The 18,126-nt window shown below is 66.1% G+C and carries 16 protein-coding genes and 1 tRNA gene; 12 read left to right on the top strand and 5 right to left on the bottom strand.

Annotated features, from left to right (window positions below):
* Nucleotides 1–6: 6 nt before the first annotated feature.
* The 12 genes from folP (at nucleotide 7) to GGR66_RS12795 (ending at nucleotide 12,066) form a co-directional block, all read left to right on the top strand.
* Nucleotides 7–909, top strand: a complete 903-nt coding sequence (gene folP, locus GGR66_RS12850; RefSeq protein ID WP_184448513.1) for a dihydropteroate synthase — start codon at nucleotides 7–9, stop codon at nucleotides 907–909.
* Nucleotides 909–1,859 carry a tRNA (adenosine(37)-N6)-dimethylallyltransferase MiaA gene (gene miaA, locus GGR66_RS12845; RefSeq protein ID WP_184448512.1) on the top strand — a complete coding sequence of 317 codons (951 nt, stop codon included), beginning with the start codon at nucleotides 909–911 and terminating at the stop codon, nucleotides 1,857–1,859. Before folP ends, miaA begins: the two co-directional genes overlap by 1 nt.
* 106 nt (nucleotides 1,860–1,965) lie before the next feature.
* Nucleotides 1,966–2,241: an RNA chaperone Hfq gene (gene hfq, locus GGR66_RS12840; RefSeq protein WP_010341316.1), complete on the top strand. Its 276-nt coding sequence runs from the start codon at nucleotides 1,966–1,968 to the stop codon at nucleotides 2,239–2,241.
* 26 nt (nucleotides 2,242–2,267) lie between these two features.
* On the top strand, nucleotides 2,268–3,593 hold the full coding sequence (gene hflX, locus GGR66_RS12835; RefSeq protein WP_184448511.1) for a ribosome rescue GTPase HflX: 1,326 nt from the start codon (nucleotides 2,268–2,270) through the stop codon (nucleotides 3,591–3,593).
* A gap of 156 nt (nucleotides 3,594–3,749) precedes the next feature.
* The gene (locus tag GGR66_RS12830) at nucleotides 3,750–4,244 is read left to right on the top strand and encodes a nicotinamide-nucleotide amidohydrolase family protein (protein WP_048489001.1); all 495 of its coding nucleotides are present in this window, start codon (nucleotides 3,750–3,752) and stop codon (nucleotides 4,242–4,244) included.
* Between the two features lie 34 nt (nucleotides 4,245–4,278).
* Nucleotides 4,279–5,955: a 2-polyprenylphenol 6-hydroxylase gene (gene ubiB / locus GGR66_RS12825; protein ID WP_160965205.1), complete on the top strand. Its 1,677-nt coding sequence runs from the start codon at nucleotides 4,279–4,281 to the stop codon at nucleotides 5,953–5,955.
* Between the two features lie 347 nt (nucleotides 5,956–6,302).
* Nucleotides 6,303–6,938 (top strand): transcriptional repressor LexA, encoded by a 636-nt coding sequence (gene lexA, locus GGR66_RS12820; RefSeq protein ID WP_184448510.1) that lies wholly within the window; start codon nucleotides 6,303–6,305, stop codon nucleotides 6,936–6,938.
* A gap of 196 nt (nucleotides 6,939–7,134) precedes the next feature.
* Nucleotides 7,135–8,172: a recombinase RecA gene (gene recA, locus GGR66_RS12815; protein ID WP_160964901.1), complete on the top strand. Its 1,038-nt coding sequence runs from the start codon at nucleotides 7,135–7,137 to the stop codon at nucleotides 8,170–8,172.
* A 115-nt stretch (nucleotides 8,173–8,287) separates the two neighbouring features.
* Nucleotides 8,288–8,782: a recombination regulator RecX gene (gene recX / locus GGR66_RS12810; protein WP_184448509.1), complete on the top strand. Its 495-nt coding sequence runs from the start codon at nucleotides 8,288–8,290 to the stop codon at nucleotides 8,780–8,782.
* A gap of 105 nt (nucleotides 8,783–8,887) precedes the next feature.
* A complete protein-coding gene (gene alaS / locus GGR66_RS12805) occupies nucleotides 8,888–11,539 on the top strand; it encodes an alanine--tRNA ligase (RefSeq protein ID WP_184448508.1) in 2,652 nt (883 codons plus the stop codon).
* 136 nt (nucleotides 11,540–11,675) lie between these two features.
* Nucleotides 11,676–11,891, top strand: coding sequence for a carbon storage regulator CsrA (csrA, locus tag GGR66_RS12800; RefSeq protein ID WP_160964895.1), 216 nt, complete (start codon nucleotides 11,676–11,678; stop codon nucleotides 11,889–11,891).
* 82 nt (nucleotides 11,892–11,973) lie between these two features.
* A tRNA-Ser gene (locus GGR66_RS12795) sits at nucleotides 11,974–12,066 on the top strand.
* 428 nt (nucleotides 12,067–12,494) lie between these two features.
* Here the strand turns inward: GGR66_RS12795 and ampC are convergent.
* From ampC to GGR66_RS12770, 5 genes are all read right to left on the bottom strand, one after another.
* Nucleotides 12,495–13,664 carry a class C beta-lactamase gene (gene ampC / locus GGR66_RS12790; RefSeq protein WP_184448507.1) on the bottom strand — a complete coding sequence of 390 codons (1,170 nt, stop codon included), beginning with the start codon at nucleotides 13,662–13,664 and terminating at the stop codon, nucleotides 12,495–12,497.
* A 144-nt stretch (nucleotides 13,665–13,808) separates the two neighbouring features.
* Nucleotides 13,809–15,035: an aminotransferase class V-fold PLP-dependent enzyme gene (locus GGR66_RS12785; protein WP_184448506.1), complete on the bottom strand. Its 1,227-nt coding sequence runs from the start codon at nucleotides 15,033–15,035 to the stop codon at nucleotides 13,809–13,811.
* A gap of 67 nt (nucleotides 15,036–15,102) precedes the next feature.
* Nucleotides 15,103–16,044 carry a 2OG-Fe(II) oxygenase family protein gene (locus GGR66_RS12780; RefSeq protein ID WP_255421687.1) on the bottom strand — a complete coding sequence of 314 codons (942 nt, stop codon included), beginning with the start codon at nucleotides 16,042–16,044 and terminating at the stop codon, nucleotides 15,103–15,105.
* A 37-nt stretch (nucleotides 16,045–16,081) separates the two neighbouring features.
* Nucleotides 16,082–17,041: a 2OG-Fe(II) oxygenase family protein gene (locus tag GGR66_RS12775; RefSeq protein WP_160964845.1), complete on the bottom strand. Its 960-nt coding sequence runs from the start codon at nucleotides 17,039–17,041 to the stop codon at nucleotides 16,082–16,084.
* A 58-nt stretch (nucleotides 17,042–17,099) separates the two neighbouring features.
* The gene (locus GGR66_RS12770) at nucleotides 17,100–18,080 is read right to left on the bottom strand and encodes a 2OG-Fe(II) oxygenase family protein (protein ID WP_255421686.1); all 981 of its coding nucleotides are present in this window, start codon (nucleotides 18,078–18,080) and stop codon (nucleotides 17,100–17,102) included.
* Nucleotides 18,081–18,126: the final 46 nt, after the last annotated feature.

Genomic DNA, 18,126 nt, shown 5'->3' with positions numbered 1-18,126 from the left:
CCACCGATGTTCGACACCTCGCCCAGCCTGCAGTGCGGCGCCCACCGGCTCGTGCTCGATCGCCCACGGGTGATGGGCATCGTCAACGTCACCCCGGATTCGTTCTCCGACGGCGGCGCGCATGCCAGCGCGGACGCGGCGGTGGCGCACGGCCTGCGCCTGGCCGCGGAGGGTGCCGACCTGCTGGACATCGGCGGCGAGTCGACCCGCCCGGGCGCGACGCCGGTGCCGGTGGAAGAGGAACTGCGGCGGGTGATTCCGGTGATCGAGCGGCTGGCCGCGCAGACCGCGTTGCCGCTGAGCGTGGATACCTTCAAGCCGGAGGTGATGCGCGCCGCGGTCGCCGCCGGCGCCGGCATGATCAACGACGTGCAGGCGCTGCGGCAGCCCGGCGCGCTGGACATTGCCGCTGAACTCGGAGTACCGGTGGTGCTGATGCACATGCCCGCCGATGCCTACGCAGCCGGCAGCGCGCCCGGCTACGACGACGTGGTCGGCGAGGTGCACCGGTTCCTGGCCGAGCGCATCTTCGCTGCGGAGATGGCTGGCATCGACAAGCGGCGTCTTGTGGTCGATCCGGGCTTCGGCTTCGGCAAGAGCACCGCCGACAACCTGCAGCTACTGGCGCAGTTGGCGCGGCTGGTCGAGTTGGGCGTGCCGGTGCTGGCCGGCCTGTCGCGCAAGCGCAGCATCGGCGAGCTGACCGGGCGCGAGGCGCCGGAGCAGCGGGTGGCCGGCTCGGTCGCCGCGCATCTGCTGGCTGCGCAGCGCGGCGCCATGCTGCTGCGTGTGCACGACGTCGCCGCTACCGTCGACGCGCTGAAGGTTTGGCATGCGCTGCAGGCGGTGCCGTTGCCGCGTGCGGCCACGTCGTCCGCGGCGACGATCCGCTGGCCGGACGAGGACTGATGGCGGCCGACCGGCGCCCGCGCGCGATCGCATTGATGGGCCCGACCGCCTCGGGCAAGACCGCCGCGGCGATCGCCCTGGCCGAACGCTGCGGCGGCGAGATCGTCAGCGTCGATTCGGCGCTGGTCTACCGCGGCCTGGACATCGGCGCGGCCAAGCCCGATGCGGCCGAGCGCGCACGGGTGCCTCACCATCTGCTGGACCTGTGCGATCCCTGGCAGGCCTATTCGGCGGCCGAGTTCGCCACCGACGCGCGCGCTGCGCTGGAGGCGATCGTCGCCCGCGGCCGCCTGCCGATCCTGGCCGGCGGCACCGGCCTGTACTTCCAGGCGCTGCTGGAGGGGCTGGCGCCGATGCCGGCGGGCGACCCGCAGCTGCGTGCGGCGTTGGTTGCGCAGGCCCAGGCCGAAGGCTGGGCGGCGCTGCACGCGGAACTGCAGCGGATCGACCCGCTGGCCGCGCAGCGGATCCGACCCGGCGACGCCCAGCGCATCCAGCGCGCGCTGGAGGTGTACCGGCTCAGCGGCCGGCCGATCAGTGCATGGCAGGCAGATCCGGGCCCGCCGCGGCTGCCGCTGCGGGTGCTGAAACTGGTGCTGGCGCCGGCCGATCGCGCCGTGCTGCATGGACGCATCGAAGCCCGCTTCGACGCGATGCTGGGGCAGGGCTTCCTCGACGAAGTGCGCGCTTTGCGTGCGCTGCCCGGGATGCAGGCGGTGGCGCAGCCGCTGGAATTGCCGGCGGTGCGCGCGGTCGGCTACCGCCAGGCCTGGGAGTACCTGGACGGCGTTGGCGATGCGGCCGACTTCCGCGCCCGCGCCATCGCCGCCACCCGGCAGCTGGCCAAGCGCCAGCTCACCTGGCTGCGCGGCGAGCAGGACGCGCGCTGGTTCGACCCCGCTCGCGACGCCGGGCGCCTGAGGGCCGCGCTGGACGACTTCCTCGGCTGATCGGCGCCGCTGGCGCCCGCGGTTGTGTACCATCGACGTTCCGGACCACGGCAGGGGAGCTGCAGTGCCGTCCCGGACCATAAAAACAATAATTTGGGAGTCAAGCATGTCCAAGGGGCAATCCTTGCAGGATCCTTTCCTCAACGCGTTGCGTCGCGAACGGGTCCCTGTCTCGGTGTATCTGGTCAACGGCATCAAGCTGCAGGGCACGATCGAGTCGTTCGATCAGTTCGTGGTCCTGCTGCGCAATACCGTCAGCCAGATGGTCTACAAACACGCCATTTCCACCGTGGTGCCGGCGCGCAACGTGCGCGTGGGGCCCGGCGGCGGTTATGTGCAGCAGAACGAAGGTGGCAGTGCGGGTGATGATGAAGTCGAGTAGTTCGGTAGCCAAGCGCGGAGCCGCGGGTGTTTGATCGGTCACGCCGCGGCGAACACGCACTGCTGATCCAGCCCTACGCGGGCGGACCATTGGAAGACGATGTGCTGGAGGAGTTCGCCGATCTGGCGCGCTCGGCCGGTGCCAGCATCGCCGCCACCGTGACCGCGCGCATCGACAAGCCGAGTCCGGCGACGCTGATCGGCAGCGGCAAGCTGGAGGAGGTCAAGGCCGCCGCCGACGCCAGCGGCGCGGATCTGGTGCTGGTCAACCACGCGCTCAGTCCCGGCCAGGAGCGCAACCTGGAGAAGCTCCTGGAGCGGCGCGTGCTCGATCGCACCGGGCTGATCCTGGACATCTTCGCCCAGCGCGCGCGCAGCCACGAAGGCAAGCTGCAGGTCGAACTGGCCCAGTTGCGGCACATGGCCACGCGCCTGGTGCGCGGCTGGACCCACCTGGAGCGCCAGCGCGGCGGCTCGATCGGCCTGCGCGGCCCCGGCGAAACCCAGCTGGAAACCGACCGCCGCCTGCTGCAGAAGCGGGTGGAGCAACTGCAGAAGCGGCTGGAGAAGGTTGAGGTACAGCACACCCAGATGCGCCGTGCACGCGTGCGCAGCGAACTGCCGCGGATCGCGGTGGTGGGCTATACCAACGCCGGCAAGTCGACCCTGTTCAATGCGCTGACCGGCGCCGAGGCCTACGCCGCCGACCAGTTGTTCGCGACCCTGGACCCGACCGTGCGGCGCATCGCGCTGCCCGGCGGCAATGCGATGCTGGCCGACACCGTCGGCTTCGTGCGCAACCTGCCGCACGAACTGGTGGCGGCGTTCCGCTCGACCCTGTCCGAGGCGCGCGAGGCCGATCTGCTGCTGCATGTGGTCGACGCGGCCGACCCGCTGCGCGAGGAGCGCATCGCCCAGGTCGACGAGGTGCTGCACGCGGTCGGTGCCGGCGAATTGCCGCAGTTGCTGGTGTTCAACAAGATCGACCGCATCGACGGCGCCGAAGTGCGCCACGACGCGCAGGACGGCGTGCCGGACACGGCGCGGCGCGAGCGGGTGTGGATCTCCGCGCGCGACGGGCGCGGCCTGGACCTGCTGCAGCACGTGCTCGGCCAGCGTCTGGGCCTGCGCCACGTGCAGGGCAGCCTGCGCCTGCCGCCCAGCGCCGGACGCCTGCGCTCGCAGTTGCACCAGTTGCAGGTGATCCGCAGCGAGCAGGCCGACGAGGATGGCTGGCTGCTGCAGGTGGACATTCCGATCACCGAGGCCGAGCGCCTGGCCGCCGCCGACGACGGCGCGCCGATCCGCGCGCTGCTGCCTCCGCGCGAGCAGGAGGAGTGGCAACGGCGCTGAGTGTCGCGTCGGCGTCGCCACGGTCGACGCGGGCGGGCCGGCGCGGCCGCGGCCCATGCGCCGCGTTGGCTGACGGCCGGCCATCCGCCGGCGCGCACAGGCGCGACAGCCACGGCGAATTGGGCTACAAAGCGCACTGGTTTCCCGAGCTGTGCCATGACGCTTCCCACCGATTCGGAGTTGTTGCAACAGGCCACCGCGCTCAGCGACCGCTTGCGCACCGCGCGCGAGCGCCTGGTCACCGCCGAAAGCTGCAGCGGCGGCTGGATCGCCAAGGTGATGACCGACGTCGCCGGGTCCTCGGCCTGGTTCGACTGCGGCATCGTCGCCTACAGCTACGAGGCCAAGCAGGCGTTGCTGGGCGTGCGCCCGCAGACGCTGGAGCATCACGGCGCGGTCAGCCGCGAGACGGTGATCGAGATGGTCTCCGGGGCGCTGGTCAATTCAGGCGCCAGCGTCGCGGTCGCGGTGACCGGCATCGCCGGCCCTGGCGGCGGTTCGCCGGACAAGCCGGTCGGCAGCGTGTGGCTGGGCTGGAAGCGCCGCGGCGGCTACGCCAGCGCGCAGTTGTTCCATTTCCCGGGCGACCGCGACGCGGTGCGCCGGCAGACCGTGGCCGCGGCCCTGCGCGGTCTGGACGCGCTGTTGTGATCGTGGCCGCGCGCCTTCCCCGAGGATGAGCGCGATGTGGGAGGCATTGAGCACCGTCCGCGACCTGGGACGCCTGCAGGAAATCGCCTCGGTGCTGATCCGCTACGGGTTCGGCGACGTGGTCCGGCGCATCGGCATGGCCGACGTGCTGGAACGCGCCGGCCGCCTGCTGCACTGGCACAACGCCGAGGAGATGTTGCGCATGTCGGCGCCGCAGCGGGTGCGGCGCGCGCTGCAGGACCTCGGCCCGACCTTCGTCAAGCTCGGCCAGGTGCTGGCCACGCGCGTGGACCTGCTGCCGCCGGAGTGGATCGACGAACTGGGCGAACTGCAGAACGCCGCGCCGGCGCTGGACTATCCGCAGATCCTGCCGCAGTTGATCGAGGCGCTCGGCGAGGAGCCGACGGCGATCTTCGCCAGGCTCGAGGAAACTCCGCTGGCCGCTGCCTCGCTGGCGCAGACCCACCGGGCGTGGCTGCACGACGGCACCGCGGTGGTGATCAAGGTGCGCCGCCCCGGTATCCGCGAGGTGATCGAGGCCGACCTGCGGCTGCTGGCGCGGCTGGCCGAGATCGTCGAAGCGCGCGCGCCGGACCTGAAGCGCTACCACCCGGCCGCGGTGGTGCACCAGTTCACCCTGTCGCTGCGCCGCGAGCTGGATTTCGCCGGCGAATGCCGCAATGCCGAGCGCATCGCCGCCAACTTCCAGGGACACGACGAGATCGTGATCCCGCGGGTGCACTGGCAGTGGACCTGCGAGACGTTGAACGTGCAGGACTTCGTTGCCGGCATCGGCGGCCGTGACCTGGCCGGAGTCGAAGCCGCTGGCCTGGACCGGCGGCAACTGGCGCGCACCGGCGCCGAGATCGTGCTGAAGATGGTGCTGGAGGACGGCTGTTTCCACGCCGATCCGCATCCGGGCAACATCTTCTATCTGCCGGGCGAGCGCATCGCGGTGATCGACTTCGGCATGGTTGGGCGCATTTCCGAGCAGCGCCGCTACCAGGTGGTGCAACTGCTGCACGGCCTGGTCACGCAGGACGCCGAGGCGGTCGCCGACATCCTGCTGGAGTGGACCGACGGCGAGGTAGAGGTCGACGAGGCGCGCCTGCAACTGGAGATCGCCGCCTTCGTCGACCAGTACCGCGGCGTGCCGCTGAAGGATCTGCGGGTCGGCGCCATGCTCGGCGACGTCACCGCGCTGCTGCGCCAGCACGCGCTGGCGCTGCCGGCCGACCTGGCGCTGATGATCAAGACCTTCCTGACCCTGGAAGGGGTAGGGCGCCAGCTCGATCCGGACTTCGACATGGCCGGCGCCGCCGCCCCGTACCTGGAGCGGGTGATGCTGCAGCGGTTCGCGCCGCGGGCGATGGCCCGGCGCGGCCGCCGCACCGTGCTGGGCGCGCTGGAATTGCTCGGCGACCTGCCGCGCGATACGCGCCGGCTGCTGCAGGCGGCGCGGCGCGGGCGCCTGCAGTTGAACGTGGAGACCGGCTCGCTGAAGGGCTTCGGCGACCAGGTCAACCGCGCCGCCAACCGCCTGACCATGGGTATCGTCACCGCCGCGCTGATCATCGGTTCGTCGATCGTGATGAACAGCGTCGGCGGCATTTCCAGCCGCTGGCTGCTGGCCATCGGCGTCTGCGGCTTCGTCGGCGCGGCGCTGTCGGGGGTGTGGATCCTGTTTTCGATCTGGCGCAGCGGGCGCTGAGCGCCGCGAGCCTTCGAGCGCGGTCCGCCGCAGGCGTCGAGGCTGCTGGCCAAGCATCGCGCCGCTTCCAATCGAACCGCTTCCACAGGAGTGCCGGCGCGCGCGTCCTCCCCTGTGGGAGGGGCTTCAGCCCCGACGCGATGTAACCAAGTCGCTCGGCACACATCGCTCCGACACTCTGTAACGACCTGGAAGAACGCGAGAGGCCGCGACGCATCTGCCAAGGATGGGCTGCCATCGCAGACTGCCGCGCGGCCCAGCCGCAGCGGCCGGCGACGCCGCCCGCCGGCACCCCGGATCCACACGCCAGTTGCTCGCCAGTCGATTTAGTAGTATTACTACTAACCATGGACATCACCGAAACCCAGCAGGCGATCCTCGACCTGATCGCCGAGCGCATCGAACACGATGGCGTGCCGCCATCGCAGACCGAGATCGCCCGTGCCTTCGGCTTCAAAGGTGTACGCGCGGCCCAATACCACCTGGAAGCGCTGGAACAGGCCGGGGCGATCCGCCGCGTGCCCGGGCAGGCGCGCGGTATTCGCCTGATCGGTGGGGCCGCCGCGCCGGCGCCCGCGCCGCAGGTGGACAGCGCCGACGTGCTGCGCCTGCCGGTGCTCGGGCGCGTCGCGGCCGGCCTGCCGATCGGCGCGGACATCGGTTCGGACGACTTCGTGGTGCTGGACCGGGTGTTCTTCTCGCCGGCGCCGGACTACCTGCTGAAGGTGCAGGGCGACTCCATGCGCGACGAAGGCATCTTCGACGGCGACCTGATCGGCGTGCATCGCACCCGCGATGCCCGTTCCGGGCAGATCGTGGTGGCGCGCATCGACGAGGAGATCACGGTCAAGCTGCTGAAGATCGGCAAGGACCGCATCCGCCTGCTGCCGCGCAATCCGGACTACGCGCCGATCGAGGTGTTGCCGGACCAGGAGTTCGCCATCGAAGGCCTGTACTGCGGCCTGCTGCGTCCCAACCGCTGATGCCGTACCGGGAGCAGGGCGTGCACTACAGTGCCGGCCGGACTTTTCCGACCCCAGACATCGCCATTCGCCGCTGCCGCAGCCCGGTCCGGACGAATTATTTTCATCTCGCCACGCACTGTCTCAGTCCGTGCGATACCAGGCCTTTACATTGACCTCACTCCGCAAATCCTCCTCACCTTCCAAGGACACCACAATGGACGAGAACAAGAAGCGCGCGCTCGCTGCCGCCCTGAGCCAGATCGAGAAGCAGTTCGGCAAGGGCTCGGTGATGCGGATGGGCGATCGCGTCATCGAAGCGGTGGAAGTGATTCCGACCGGCTCGCTGATGCTGGACATCGCGCTGGGCATCGGCGGCCTGCCGAAGGGCCGCGTGGTCGAGATCTACGGTCCTGAATCCTCGGGCAAGACCACCCTGACCCTGCAGGCCATCGCCCAGTGTCAGAAGAACGGCGGCACCGCCGCGTTCATCGACGCCGAGCACGCGCTGGATCCGATCTACGCCGCCAAGCTGGGCGTCAACGTCGACGAGCTGCTGCTGTCGCAGCCGGACACCGGCGAGCAGGCGCTGGAAATCGCCGACATGCTGGTGCGCTCGGGGTCGGTGGACATCGTGGTGGTCGACTCGGTCGCCGCGCTGACCCCCAAGGCCGAAATCGAAGGCGAGATGGGCGATCAGTTGCCGGGCCTGCAGGCACGCCTGATGAGCCAGGCGCTGCGCAAGCTCACCGGCAACATCAAGCGCTCCAACACTCTGGTGGTGTTCATCAACCAGTTGCGCATGAAGATCGGCGTGATGATGCCGGGCCAGAGCCCGGAAGTGACCACCGGCGGCAACGCGCTCAAGTTCTACGCCTCGGTGCGCCTGGATATCCGCCGCATCGGCGCGATCAAGAAGGGCGACGAGATCATCGGCAACCAGACCAAGATCAAGGTGGTCAAAAACAAGCTGGCGCCGCCGTTCAAGCAGGTCATCACCGAGATCCTGTACGGCGAGGGCATCAGCCGCGAAGGCGAACTGATCGACATGGGCGTGGAAGCCAAGCTGGTCGAGAAGGCCGGTGCTTGGTACAGCTACGGCAGCGAGCGTATCGGCCAGGGCAAGGACAATTCGCGCCAGTACCTGCGCGACAACCCGCAGGTGGCAGCGAAGCTGGAAAGCGAGCTGCGCGAGAAGTTCCAGCCCGCGGAAATCGCGCCGAGCGAGGCCGAGGCGGAAGACGCCGACGCGTAATGGTTTTCTGCCGGGGGAGCGGTGGAGTCAGTGCCGCTTGTCTCCCTCGGCAGTCTTGAGCAAACCAGGAGGGCGCGCGCCAGGGACGGCGCATTTGAATGGGGTGGCATGGCCCATGAGCGACGAACAGGGACAAGAAGCACCACGCCGGCGTCGCCGGCAACCGGAGCAGACTCCGTTGCAGAAGGCGCTGGGCCTGCTGGTGCGGCGCGAGCATTCGCGCAAGGAACTGACCCGTAAACTGCGTGCGCGTGGGGTGGAAGCCGACGCCGCCGCCGAAGCGGTGGAGCGCTTGACCGGCGAGGGCTGGCAGGACGACGGCCGTTTCGCCGAACTGCTGGTGCGCAGCCGCGCCGGGGCAGGTTACGGTCCGCTGCATATCCGTGCCGAGCTTGGCACCCACGGCCTGGACAGCGAGGCCATCGCCACCGCGATGGTCGCCTTCGAGGGCGACTGGACCGAAAACGCCCGCGATCTGGTCCGGCGCCGTTTCGGTGCTGCAGGGGCGATGGATCTGCCGCAGCAGCGTAAGGCCGCCGATCTGCTGGCGCGGCGCGGTTTCGATGGGGATAGCATCCGCGCCGCCGTGCGCGACGCTGCGGAGGACTGAGCGGGCTGGGCCTGCTACCCTTGGCGAGTTGTCTTGTCCGGTTTCCGGGGCGCCCTCATCTACGAGGGATGCCAGGAAGCCCGTCCGCTCGTCTATAGCCAGCCCATGAACGCACCCGCCAAATTCTCCACCTCCCAGATCCGCAGCGACTTCCTCGACTTCTTCAGGGGCAAGGGCCATACCATCGTGCCGTCCGCACCGCTGGTGCCCGGCAACGATCCGACGCTGCTGTTCACCAATTCCGGCATGGTGCAGTTCAAGGACGTGTTCCTGGGCGCCGAGAAGCGCAGCTACGTGCGCGCGGCGGACGTGCAGCGCTGCCTGCGCGCCGGCGGCAAGCACAACGACCTCGATTCGGTCGGCTACACCGCACGCCATCACACCTTCTTCGAAATGCTCGGCAACTGGTCGTTCGGCGACTACTTCAAGAAGGACGCCATCGCCTGGGCCTGGGAGCTGCTGACCCAGGTCTGGAAGCTGCCGGCCGAGCGCCTGCTGGTCACCGTCTATCACACCGACGACGAGGCCTACGGCTTGTGGCGCGACATGATCGGCGTGCCTGCCGAGCGCATCGTGCGCATCGGCGACAACAAGGGCGCGCCGTATGCGTCCGACAACTTCTGGCAGATGGCCGACACCGGCCCCTGCGGCCCGTGCACCGAGATCTTCTACGACCACGGCGCGCACATCGCCGGCGGTCCGCCGGGATCGCCCGACGAGGATGGCGACCGCTTCATCGAGATCTGGAATCTGGTGTTCATGCAGTTCGATCGCCAGCCCGACGGCACGTTGGTGCCGCTGCCGGCACCCTGCGTGGACACCGGCATGGGTCTGGAGCGCCTGGCGGCGATCCTGCAGCACGTGCACACCAACTACGAGATCGACCTGTTCCAGACGCTGATCCGCAAGGCGTCCGAGCTGACCGGCACCGCCGACCTCGAGAACAAGTCGCTGCGCGTGATCGCCGATCACATCCGCGCCTGCGCGTTCCTGATCGTCGACGGCGTGCTGCCGTCCAACGAAGGCCGCGGCTACGTGCTGCGCCGGATCATCCGCCGCGCCCTGCGCCATGGCTGGATGCTCGGCGTGCGCCAGCCGTTCTTCAGCAAGCTGGTGCCGACCCTGGTGGACCTGATGGGCGAGGCCTATCCGGAACTGTCCGCGGCGCAGGACACCGTGCTGCGCGCGCTGCAGGCCGAGGAGGAGCGCTTCGCCGAAACCCTCGACGCCGGTATGAAGATCTTCGAGGACGTCGCCGCCAAGGCGCAGGATGGGGTGATCGCCGGCGAGGATGCCTTCCGCCTGTACGACACCTATGGCTTCCCGCTGGATCTGACCCAGGACATCGCCCGCGAGCGCGACCTGCGTGTGGACGAGCGGGGTTTCGAGACCGCGATGGACGAGCAGCGCCGGCGCGCGCGCGAGGCCGGCAAGTTCGGTGGCGGCGTGCAACTGCCGGCGGATCTGGTGGCGACCCTGGCCCCGACCGTGTTCCTGGGTTACGACAGCCTGCAGGCCGATGGCCTGCGCGTGGTCGCCCTGCTCAAGGACGGCCGCCCCGTGCAGTCGGCCCAGGCCGGCGACGCGGTGATCGTGCTGACCGACAAGACCCCGTTCTATGCCGAATCCGGCGGCCAGGTCGGCGATCTCGGCACATTGGCCGCCGCCGGTACCCGCCTGACGGTCACCGACACACAAAAATTCGCCGGCCAGTTCCATGGCCACGTCGGCACGCTGGAAGAAGGCAGCCTGAAGCTCGGCGATGTGCTCGCCGGCCAGGTCGATGCCGAGCGCCGCGGCGCCACCATCCTCAATCACTCGGCGACGCACCTGCTGCATGCCGCCCTGCGCGAAGTGCTGGGCACTCATGTCCAGCAGAAGGGCTCGCTGGTGGCACCGGATCGCCTGCGCTTCGACTTCTCGCACTTCCAGCCGATCGGAGCCGAGGAACTGGCGCTGATCGAGCGCAAGGTCAATCAGCAGGTCCGCGCCAACAACGCTGTCGAAGTCCATCAGATGGGCATGCAGGAAGCGCTGGATTTCGGTGCGATGGCGCTGTTCGGCGAAAAGTACGGCGAGCGCGTGCGCGTGCTCAAGATGGGCGACTACTCCACCGAACTGTGCGGCGGCACGCATGTCGGGCGGACTGGCGACATCGGCCTGTTCAAGATCACCAGCGAAGGCGGCGTCTCCGCCGGCGTGCGCCGCATCGAGGCGGTGACCGGGCAGGGCGCACTGGACTACGTGGCGGCCGAGGAGGCCCGGCTGCGCGAGGCGGCCGACCTGGTCGGAGGCAACAGCCACGACGTGGTCGACAAGATCCGTCAGCTCGGCGATCGGTACAAGCGCATGGAGCGCGAGCTGGAGGCGCTGAAGTCCAAGCTGGCGTCCGGTGCCACCGCCGACCTGGCCGGATCGGCGGTCGACGTCGCCGGTGTGAAGGTCCTGGCGGTGCGGCTGGAAGGCTTCGATGCCAAGGCCCTGCGCGAGGCAATGGACCGCCTTAAGCAGCAGTTGGGCAACAGCGTGATCGTGTTGGCCGGCGCCAGCGAGGGCAAGGTCGCCCTGGTTGCCGGCGTGAACGGCAGCCCAATGGGGCGGGTCAAGGCGGGGGAACTGTTGAGCCACATCGCCGGTCAGATCTCGGGCAAGGGCGGCGGCCGCCCGGACCTCGCCCAGGGTGGTGGCGAGGACGGGCCCGCCCTTGCCCCTGCACTCGCCGGCGTCCCCGCCTGGGTCAAGCAACATCTCCCCTGAACATACGCGCGGCGCGCCTTGCTGGCAGGGCGCGGCTTCCCGTAACATCACCCCTCTTTTCACTTTCATTATGGGGCGTGCCGCAGCGCGGGCGCCGTGCCGGTGAAGCCCACCGGTTCCCTGGAGAATTCTAAAAATGTTGATCCTGACTCGCCGGGTAGGCGAAACCTTGATGATCGGCGATTCGGTCACCGTGACGGTGCTTGGGGTCAAGGGCAATCAAGTGCGTATCGGCATCACCGCGCCGAAGGACGTGGCGGTGCATCGCGAAGAGATCTACCAGCGCATCCAGCGCGGCGACGAGCCGAACTCGCACGGTGGCGGTCACGGCGGCGATCAATCTGCCGATTGATGCGTCGAAAGGGTTTACCTGAGACCCCACAACCCGGTATTCTTCGCGCCCGGTCGCGGAAATATCCGCAGCGCAGAAATCCGGAGTGATGCCCGAGTGGCTGAAGGGGCTCCCCTGCTAAGGGAGTATAGGGTCAAAAGCTCTATCGAGGGTTCGAATCCCTCTCACTCCGCCAGTGTCAAGGAAACGCCCGCAAATCAACGATTTGTGGGCGTTTTTCTTTTCGGCCACCTTGGACGCTCGCTTGGACACTTCCATGCGAGTAGCGCACTCCCTCACGCGCGGCGAGACTGGCCGCTACTACGTTCGTTTGCGCGTTCCCGCGGACCTGCAGGCACGCCTCGGGCGCAAGCGCACCCAGCGAGAAGATCAGCACGATCTGCGATCACGCCTTCCTTGGCGATGCGTTGCTGCTTTGACGCTGCTGGACGGTGCTTCGTCCGGGTGGCCACAGAGCACGACAAGCACCTGTCGCTCCTTCAGCAATTGGCCGGACGGCACTCGGTGCGTCGTGCGCATGTTGGAGCTCAGGGCCATCGAGCCGATCAGCGAAGCTCGCATGTGCTTTTATGTCGTGTGCACCCGGCGAAGCGGAAAAGGCGCTTAGTGTGAATGCCCGTTTGGCAAGCCGCGTGCGACATCCAGCACGGCATTGGCCAGGCGCAGTCGCGCTTCCATGGAGATGTTTCGATTGATCAGCAGGACGATGCCGATCCTGTCCGACGGATTGAAGGCAATGTATGCGCCAAAGCCCCTGGTCGAGCCGGTTTTGTTGATCAGCACATTCTGCTGTGGCTGCAATGGTGGCGTTAGCGTGTCCACAGCATTGCTCTCGTAGATGACCTTCTGGGAACTGTTCGTCAACAGCCCGTTCTGGTCGGTGGGGTAGGGAATCTGTTCCCAGACCAGGTCCTGGGTCATGTCACCGAGCTTGAAGTAGCCGGTGTGAGTGTCTTTGATGGCTTGCCTCAGCGCAGGCTGCACTTCGATCAGGTCGAGATTGATTTCGACAAAGCGCAGCAGATCCTTGGCTGTGGTTTTTATGCCGTAGGTCGGTTCCCATAGAGCGCCTGGCTTCATGCGTACCGGGGCATTGTTCTCGTCGTAGCCCTGCGCGTACAGCGCCTGTTTTCCGGGCGGAACGTAGAGGTAGGTGTTGGGCAACGCAAGCCTGGGAAGCAGGATGCCTTCCATCGCCTTGCGAAACGGGACATGCATGCTTTTTGCCGTGATCACCCCCAACATGCCAATGCTCGGGTTTGCGTAAGTGCGCTTCGTGCCTGCAGGGTACTGAGGCTTCCATGCCTGAAAATAGGCAGTTACCTGAGCGTCGCTTTTGACATCCTCCGGCATCTGCATCGGGAAGCCGCCTGCTGTATGCGTCGCGAGATTGAGCAGCGTGACCTTGTCGAAGTCGTGACCCTTCATCTCCGGCAGATATTTGCTGGGGTGATCCATTAGGGACAGCTTGTGGTTGACCTGCGCATAGGCGGCTAAGGTGGCGGTGAAAGTCTTGCTGATCGAGCCGATTTCGAACAAGGTGTCCTTGCTGATCTTCGCCTGCGTCGTTCGCGAGGACACGCCATAGGTGGCGTAGTAGTCCGTTCCATCGACCGTTATGGCAACGGCCACACCGGGCACGTCGTACTGCTGCATGAAGGCCTGAACGGTGTGCTGTAGCTGCTTCTGCGCATCTGCCCGCGAAGTGGGCACGTCCTTCGCGCTGCCGATGGCGGCAACGAAAAGCAAACAGAAGGCCAAAAGCCTCTTCATCGTCTGTACCCTGCCTTTTCCTACCTGCTTGAGATTGTGGCGATCACGTCCACTGCGTGGATCGTGCCGCTTTCGCGTTCTACAGGATGGACAAAAAAGCAGCGGGAGGGAAGCGGCTCATTTGCGCTAGCGGCCCGGTGCCGGCTAAACGACCGCCGATCGGCGCCTCGATGACGGTTTGCGCATGAGCGCAGCCAAGCATTCGACCAGATAGTCGATGTCCGAACAGGTGTTGTAGACGTGAGGAGATAGCCGAAGCAGTGCCACGTCCTGGCGCTCGATGACGGAAACCTCGAGATGGAACCGGTCCCAAAGCACGCCTTGCAATTGTGCCGGCGTTGCCGCCGAAGGTAGCTCGAAGGCGATCATTGGCCCACTAAACGAAGGGTCGGTGGGCGTCGCAGCGATCAGGCCCAGCGTTGCGAGGCGTTCCCGCGCATACTCGGCCAGCATGCGCATATGGGCGATGGCGTGGTCTGGCTTGAAAGAGCGGTGGAAGGCGATGGCCTCCGGCAGGGCGAGCCATGGGCAGATGTCGCGTGTTCCCTCGCATTCAAGCCGACGCAGCCGAGGTGTGCTCCCGAATCGATCGCGTTCGTCTGGCGCCGATGCGGCCTGTGCGCTGTGGTGCCCCCAACTGATCGTCAGTGGTTGCAGTCGCTCTTCCCGCTCGCGTCCCAGATAGAGAAAACTGGCACCGCTCGGCCCAAGCAGCCACTTGTGGCAACTGCCGACGTAGAAATCGCAGGGGATCTGTTGCAGTCGCAGTGCGCTGGCCGCCACAGCATGCGCGCCGTCGACCACGCTGATGATGCCGCGCTTTTGCGCTTCTTCGCAGATCCGCCGGGCGGGCAGTACCAGCCCGGTTGCCGAAGCGATATGACTGAAGAAGAGCAGGCGAGTACGCGGTCCCATGGCGTGAACGGCCGCTTGCACGATCTCCTCGGGGTCCGACGGCATGGGCGGAGCCTGGAAAGTGCGAAGCGCCAGGCCGTGCCGGTCCGCAATGCGTTCCCAGCACCATCGCATGGTCAGGTATTCCTGGTCGCTGAGCAGGATTTCGCCGGGAGTGGCAAGCGCCAGCGAGGATGCCACCAGGCTTGTCGCGGCACTGACGCTTGCGGTGAAAACAAGGCGGTTAGGCGCGCAATCCAGGAATTCGGCCAACTGCTCGCGTGCGCGCCAGAGCAGGTCGGGCACCTGGCGCAACAGGAAGTCAGTTGGTTCCTGTGCAAGCCGGTGCCGAAGCGCCGCGGTTGTGTCGAATACGGCGCGCGGAAGTGGGCCGAATGAGCCAGCGTTCAGATAGACGACGGAGGGCGGTAACAGCATGCGCTCACGCACGTGCGTCGCGTCGATGTGCGAAATCATGAACGGGCACTCCCGGTGGGATGACGGCGCGCTGGCGGGCACTGATAGCGTGGCCATGCCGAATGTACTAGGGTTGAGGCGACATGACGTGCATCTCCATGTAATTGGCGCCGCACCACTCTCCGAACGTGGCACGCTCGCCGCTCAGGTCGTCGCCCATGCCGAGCGCCTTGGCTAGCGGCACCGAGAAGGTGAATTCCGAACGCGGCCGCAGAAAGAGCACGCTCGATGTGCGATTACTGCCGATCCGTTGCGTCCTGCTCGGTGATACCACCCGGTGCTGCGGTGCCTTGATCTTCCCATCGGAAACCAGGGGCGCGATGGACCCGCAGAAAACCACTACGCACCCTGGACGTGGCGCCAATTCGACGAAGTGCCCGTCGAGTTCCACCTGCAGGCTGACGAATCCGTTTGGGCATGGGGTCTGCAGGATCAGTGAGACGATTGACAGATCGTAGTGAGGCGCCATGCGGTTGGGCTGCTGTTCGGCGCAACGGTCTTCGGGGACATCGGGGAAGTAGCGGAATCGCAGTACCGGATCGCAATCGAGCAGGGTGTCGATATCGGTGTGGAGATGGACATCCATGCTCCGCAGCACGGCTTTCGCCGTCTGCTGCGAAATCGCGTAGTAGATGTCGAAGTAATTGCTCCACAGCCGTTGGAAGTCCTGCGTGGGAAACAGGTTGCCGGAGATTCCCATCGAGTAGACCATCGCGTAATCGGAGTACTCGCCGGTATTGGTGCAGCGCGCGGTGCTTTCGGAGCCTAGCGGAGAAAAGCCACGGCGCATGTTCGGTCTACTGTTGGTGACAGCCTGCTTTGCAGCGTCGTCGGCATTGGCGAAGAACGTCATCGCGGCGTTTCCGGCCTGGACGTGCGCATCGTTCAGTGGGCCGTTCACCTCGAGATAGAAGACGCCTTGCTCGCTCGCGCAGCGTCGCAGTTCTTCCATCTGCTCGCCACGCATGATGTTTTCCAGCGCGAAAGTCGGAACGGTCCGTTCGTTCATGCGTTTGCACTCCTTCTGTGATGGGTCGCTTCAACGGTCAAGCGAGGGCTGGGGCAAGCGAACCGCTGGCCGCGGAGCGGAGATTGACGTAGTTGCCGCCGATCCATTCGCCGAACGTGGCGGTGTCGCCGGTGAAATCGACGTCCAGGCCGGCGGCCTTGGCAAGCGCGACCGAGAATCGAAAATCTGGCTTCGGACGCAGGAAAAACACGCTGGAAGTTCGCGCGCTGCCGCTGCGCTGGCTGATCGACGGCGAAGCGACCTGATGCCGCGGTGCCTTGATCCTTCCATTCGATACGAGCGGAGCGACTGCGCCGCAGAACACCACCATGCAACCAGGCAGCGGTGGAAGATCGACGTAGCGGCCGTCCACGGCGCACTGCAGGCTGACGAAGCCGTTGGCGCAGGGCGTCTGCTGGATGGTGGTAATGATGGAGAGATCGTAGTGCGGCGCCATGCGGCGTGGCTCCTGTTCCGCGCATCGGTCTTCAGGCACTTCGGGGAAGTAGCGGAAACGCAGCAATGGATCGCATTCCAGGAACGCATCCAGCCCCTCGTCGGGATCCACGTCGGCGGCCTGCAGGGCGCACCGTGCGATGTCCTTGGTAACGCCGTAAAAACGATCGAAGTAAGCGGTCCAGACGTCCTCGAAGGGCTTGGAGGGGAACAGGTTTTGCGAAAGGCCGATCGAGTAGACCATCGAATAGTCCGTGTATTGGCCGCCTTTGGTGATTTTTGCGGTACTTTCCGCCTCGAGGTCGGAGAGTCCCCGTCGGATGTTGGGGGTGAGATTGCGCAGCGCGTTCTTTTGTTCCGCGCTGCCGTTCTCGAACAGGTCCATGACGGCCTCCATCGCCCTCCGATGCTGTAGTTTCAGGTCGTCGTCCTCCCTGATGTAGAAAACGCCGGTCTCGAACAGAGACTTGCGTAAAGAATCGGTGCGAATGCGCTGCTTGAGCTCATCCAGTTCAAAGACATGGATCCCGGTGTCGGTCATGTGTGTCGCCTCGGCGCTGGTGATATGCAGATGTCGTGTGCGGCTCGGGTCACGTGGGTCAGGTCTGGCCATTGGCCTTGATCAGGTCGAGAAGCCCGTGCTGCAGATAGTCGCCGTAGGAGAGCGCCCTGTTGGTGTAGGCGGGACGATGTTGCGCAGGGGCGAACGGCGTGATGGTGCTTCTGTAGGAGAGGTTGGCAAAGAAGGGTATGGAAAGCCGCTCGGCATTGATGAACTTGACCCGGTGCACCGGCGCTGGGTAGTAGTCGTGCGTGATATGCGCCATGTAGGTCCCGCAATTGACCAGGAAGTGCTCTTCGGATGCCGGGATGTCCAAATAGCCTTCTGCGGTCTCGACCTGAAGGTTGGGAACGGCGGTCTGATAGAGGACGGTGATCAGCGAGACGTCCTGGTGATGCTCGAAGCTGAGTTTCGTTCCATCGGCTGCGATTTTGACTGGCGGATAGTCTTCAAGGTACGGGTAGCGGATCAGTGACACCGCCGACAAGGTGTCTTGCGCGGTGAAGTGGGGCTCAAAGAACGTTTCATCCTTGCCCAGAGCGATGGCGAAACCGCGCAGGACCAAGGATGCGACGTCGAACACGTCCGTGTAGTAGCGCTCGTAGAATGGGCGAAAGCCGGGATGCTTTTCCTCGTCGGGCCAGATGTTGACTTCGTGGGAAGGCAGTCCTTCCCTGATCGATGCGTGCTCCGCGTTGAATGATGGGTTCAGATAGCAGAACGACTCGTTGGCCTTCCTGCCCTGAACTGCCATGTAGTAGCCGTTGCGGTTCCTCGGATTGGTCGGGTTGTAGGCATTGATCGCCAAGGCCCATTTCTCTGCCTCGGACATGGCCATGTGCCAGTCCGTGGTTACCTTCTGCAGCGCTGCCAGATCGACGCCGTGATTGGCTGCATAGAAGAATCCGGAACTGCGGCAAGCGCGGTCTATTTCGTCGGCGGCAGCGCGCTTGGCGGCCGGGTCGCTGCCGGCGAGTCTGGAAATGTCGATCACCGGTACGTCTGCATGGCTGTTCATGGTCATCTCTGTCGCTAAGGGAAGTTGTCGATGCGTCAGGCGGATG

It is taken from the genome of Xanthomonas sp. 3498, from assembly GCF_014199795.1.
GTDB lineage: Bacteria > Pseudomonadota > Gammaproteobacteria > Xanthomonadales > Xanthomonadaceae > Xanthomonas_A > Xanthomonas_A rydalmerensis.
The sequence above is the reverse complement of the archived record's forward strand: the minus strand, read 5'-3'. Positions and strand labels throughout refer to the sequence as shown.

Bases quoted from the DNA above. Each gene is read 5' to 3' on its own strand.
- folP (WP_184448513.1), top strand. From the start codon at position 7: ATGTTCGACACCTCGCCCAGCCTGCAGTGCGGCGCCCACCGGCTCGTG.
- miaA (WP_184448512.1), top strand. From the start codon at position 909: ATGGCGGCCGACCGGCGCCCGCGCGCGATCGCATTGATGGGCCCGACC.
- hfq (WP_010341316.1), top strand. From the start codon at position 1,966: ATGTCCAAGGGGCAATCCTTGCAGGATCCTTTCCTCAACGCGTTGCGT.
- GGR66_RS12830 (WP_048489001.1), top strand. From the start codon at position 3,750: ATGACGCTTCCCACCGATTCGGAGTTGTTGCAACAGGCCACCGCGCTC.
- ubiB (WP_160965205.1), top strand. From the start codon at position 4,279: ATGTGGGAGGCATTGAGCACCGTCCGCGACCTGGGACGCCTGCAGGAA.
- lexA (WP_184448510.1), top strand. From the start codon at position 6,303: ATGGACATCACCGAAACCCAGCAGGCGATCCTCGACCTGATCGCCGAG.
- recA (WP_160964901.1), top strand. From the start codon at position 7,135: ATGGACGAGAACAAGAAGCGCGCGCTCGCTGCCGCCCTGAGCCAGATC.
- recX (WP_184448509.1), top strand. From the start codon at position 8,288: ATGAGCGACGAACAGGGACAAGAAGCACCACGCCGGCGTCGCCGGCAA.
- alaS (WP_184448508.1), top strand. From the start codon at position 8,888: ATGAACGCACCCGCCAAATTCTCCACCTCCCAGATCCGCAGCGACTTC.
- csrA (WP_160964895.1), top strand. From the start codon at position 11,676: ATGTTGATCCTGACTCGCCGGGTAGGCGAAACCTTGATGATCGGCGAT.
- ampC (WP_184448507.1), bottom strand. From the start codon at position 13,664: ATGAAGAGGCTTTTGGCCTTCTGTTTGCTTTTCGTTGCCGCCATCGGC.
- GGR66_RS12785 (WP_184448506.1), bottom strand. From the start codon at position 15,035: ATGATTTCGCACATCGACGCGACGCACGTGCGTGAGCGCATGCTGTTA.
- GGR66_RS12780 (WP_255421687.1), bottom strand. From the start codon at position 16,044: ATGAACGAACGGACCGTTCCGACTTTCGCGCTGGAAAACATCATGCGT.
- GGR66_RS12775 (WP_160964845.1), bottom strand. From the start codon at position 17,041: ATGACCGACACCGGGATCCATGTCTTTGAACTGGATGAGCTCAAGCAG.
- GGR66_RS12770 (WP_255421686.1), bottom strand. From the start codon at position 18,080: ATGAACAGCCATGCAGACGTACCGGTGATCGACATTTCCAGACTCGCC.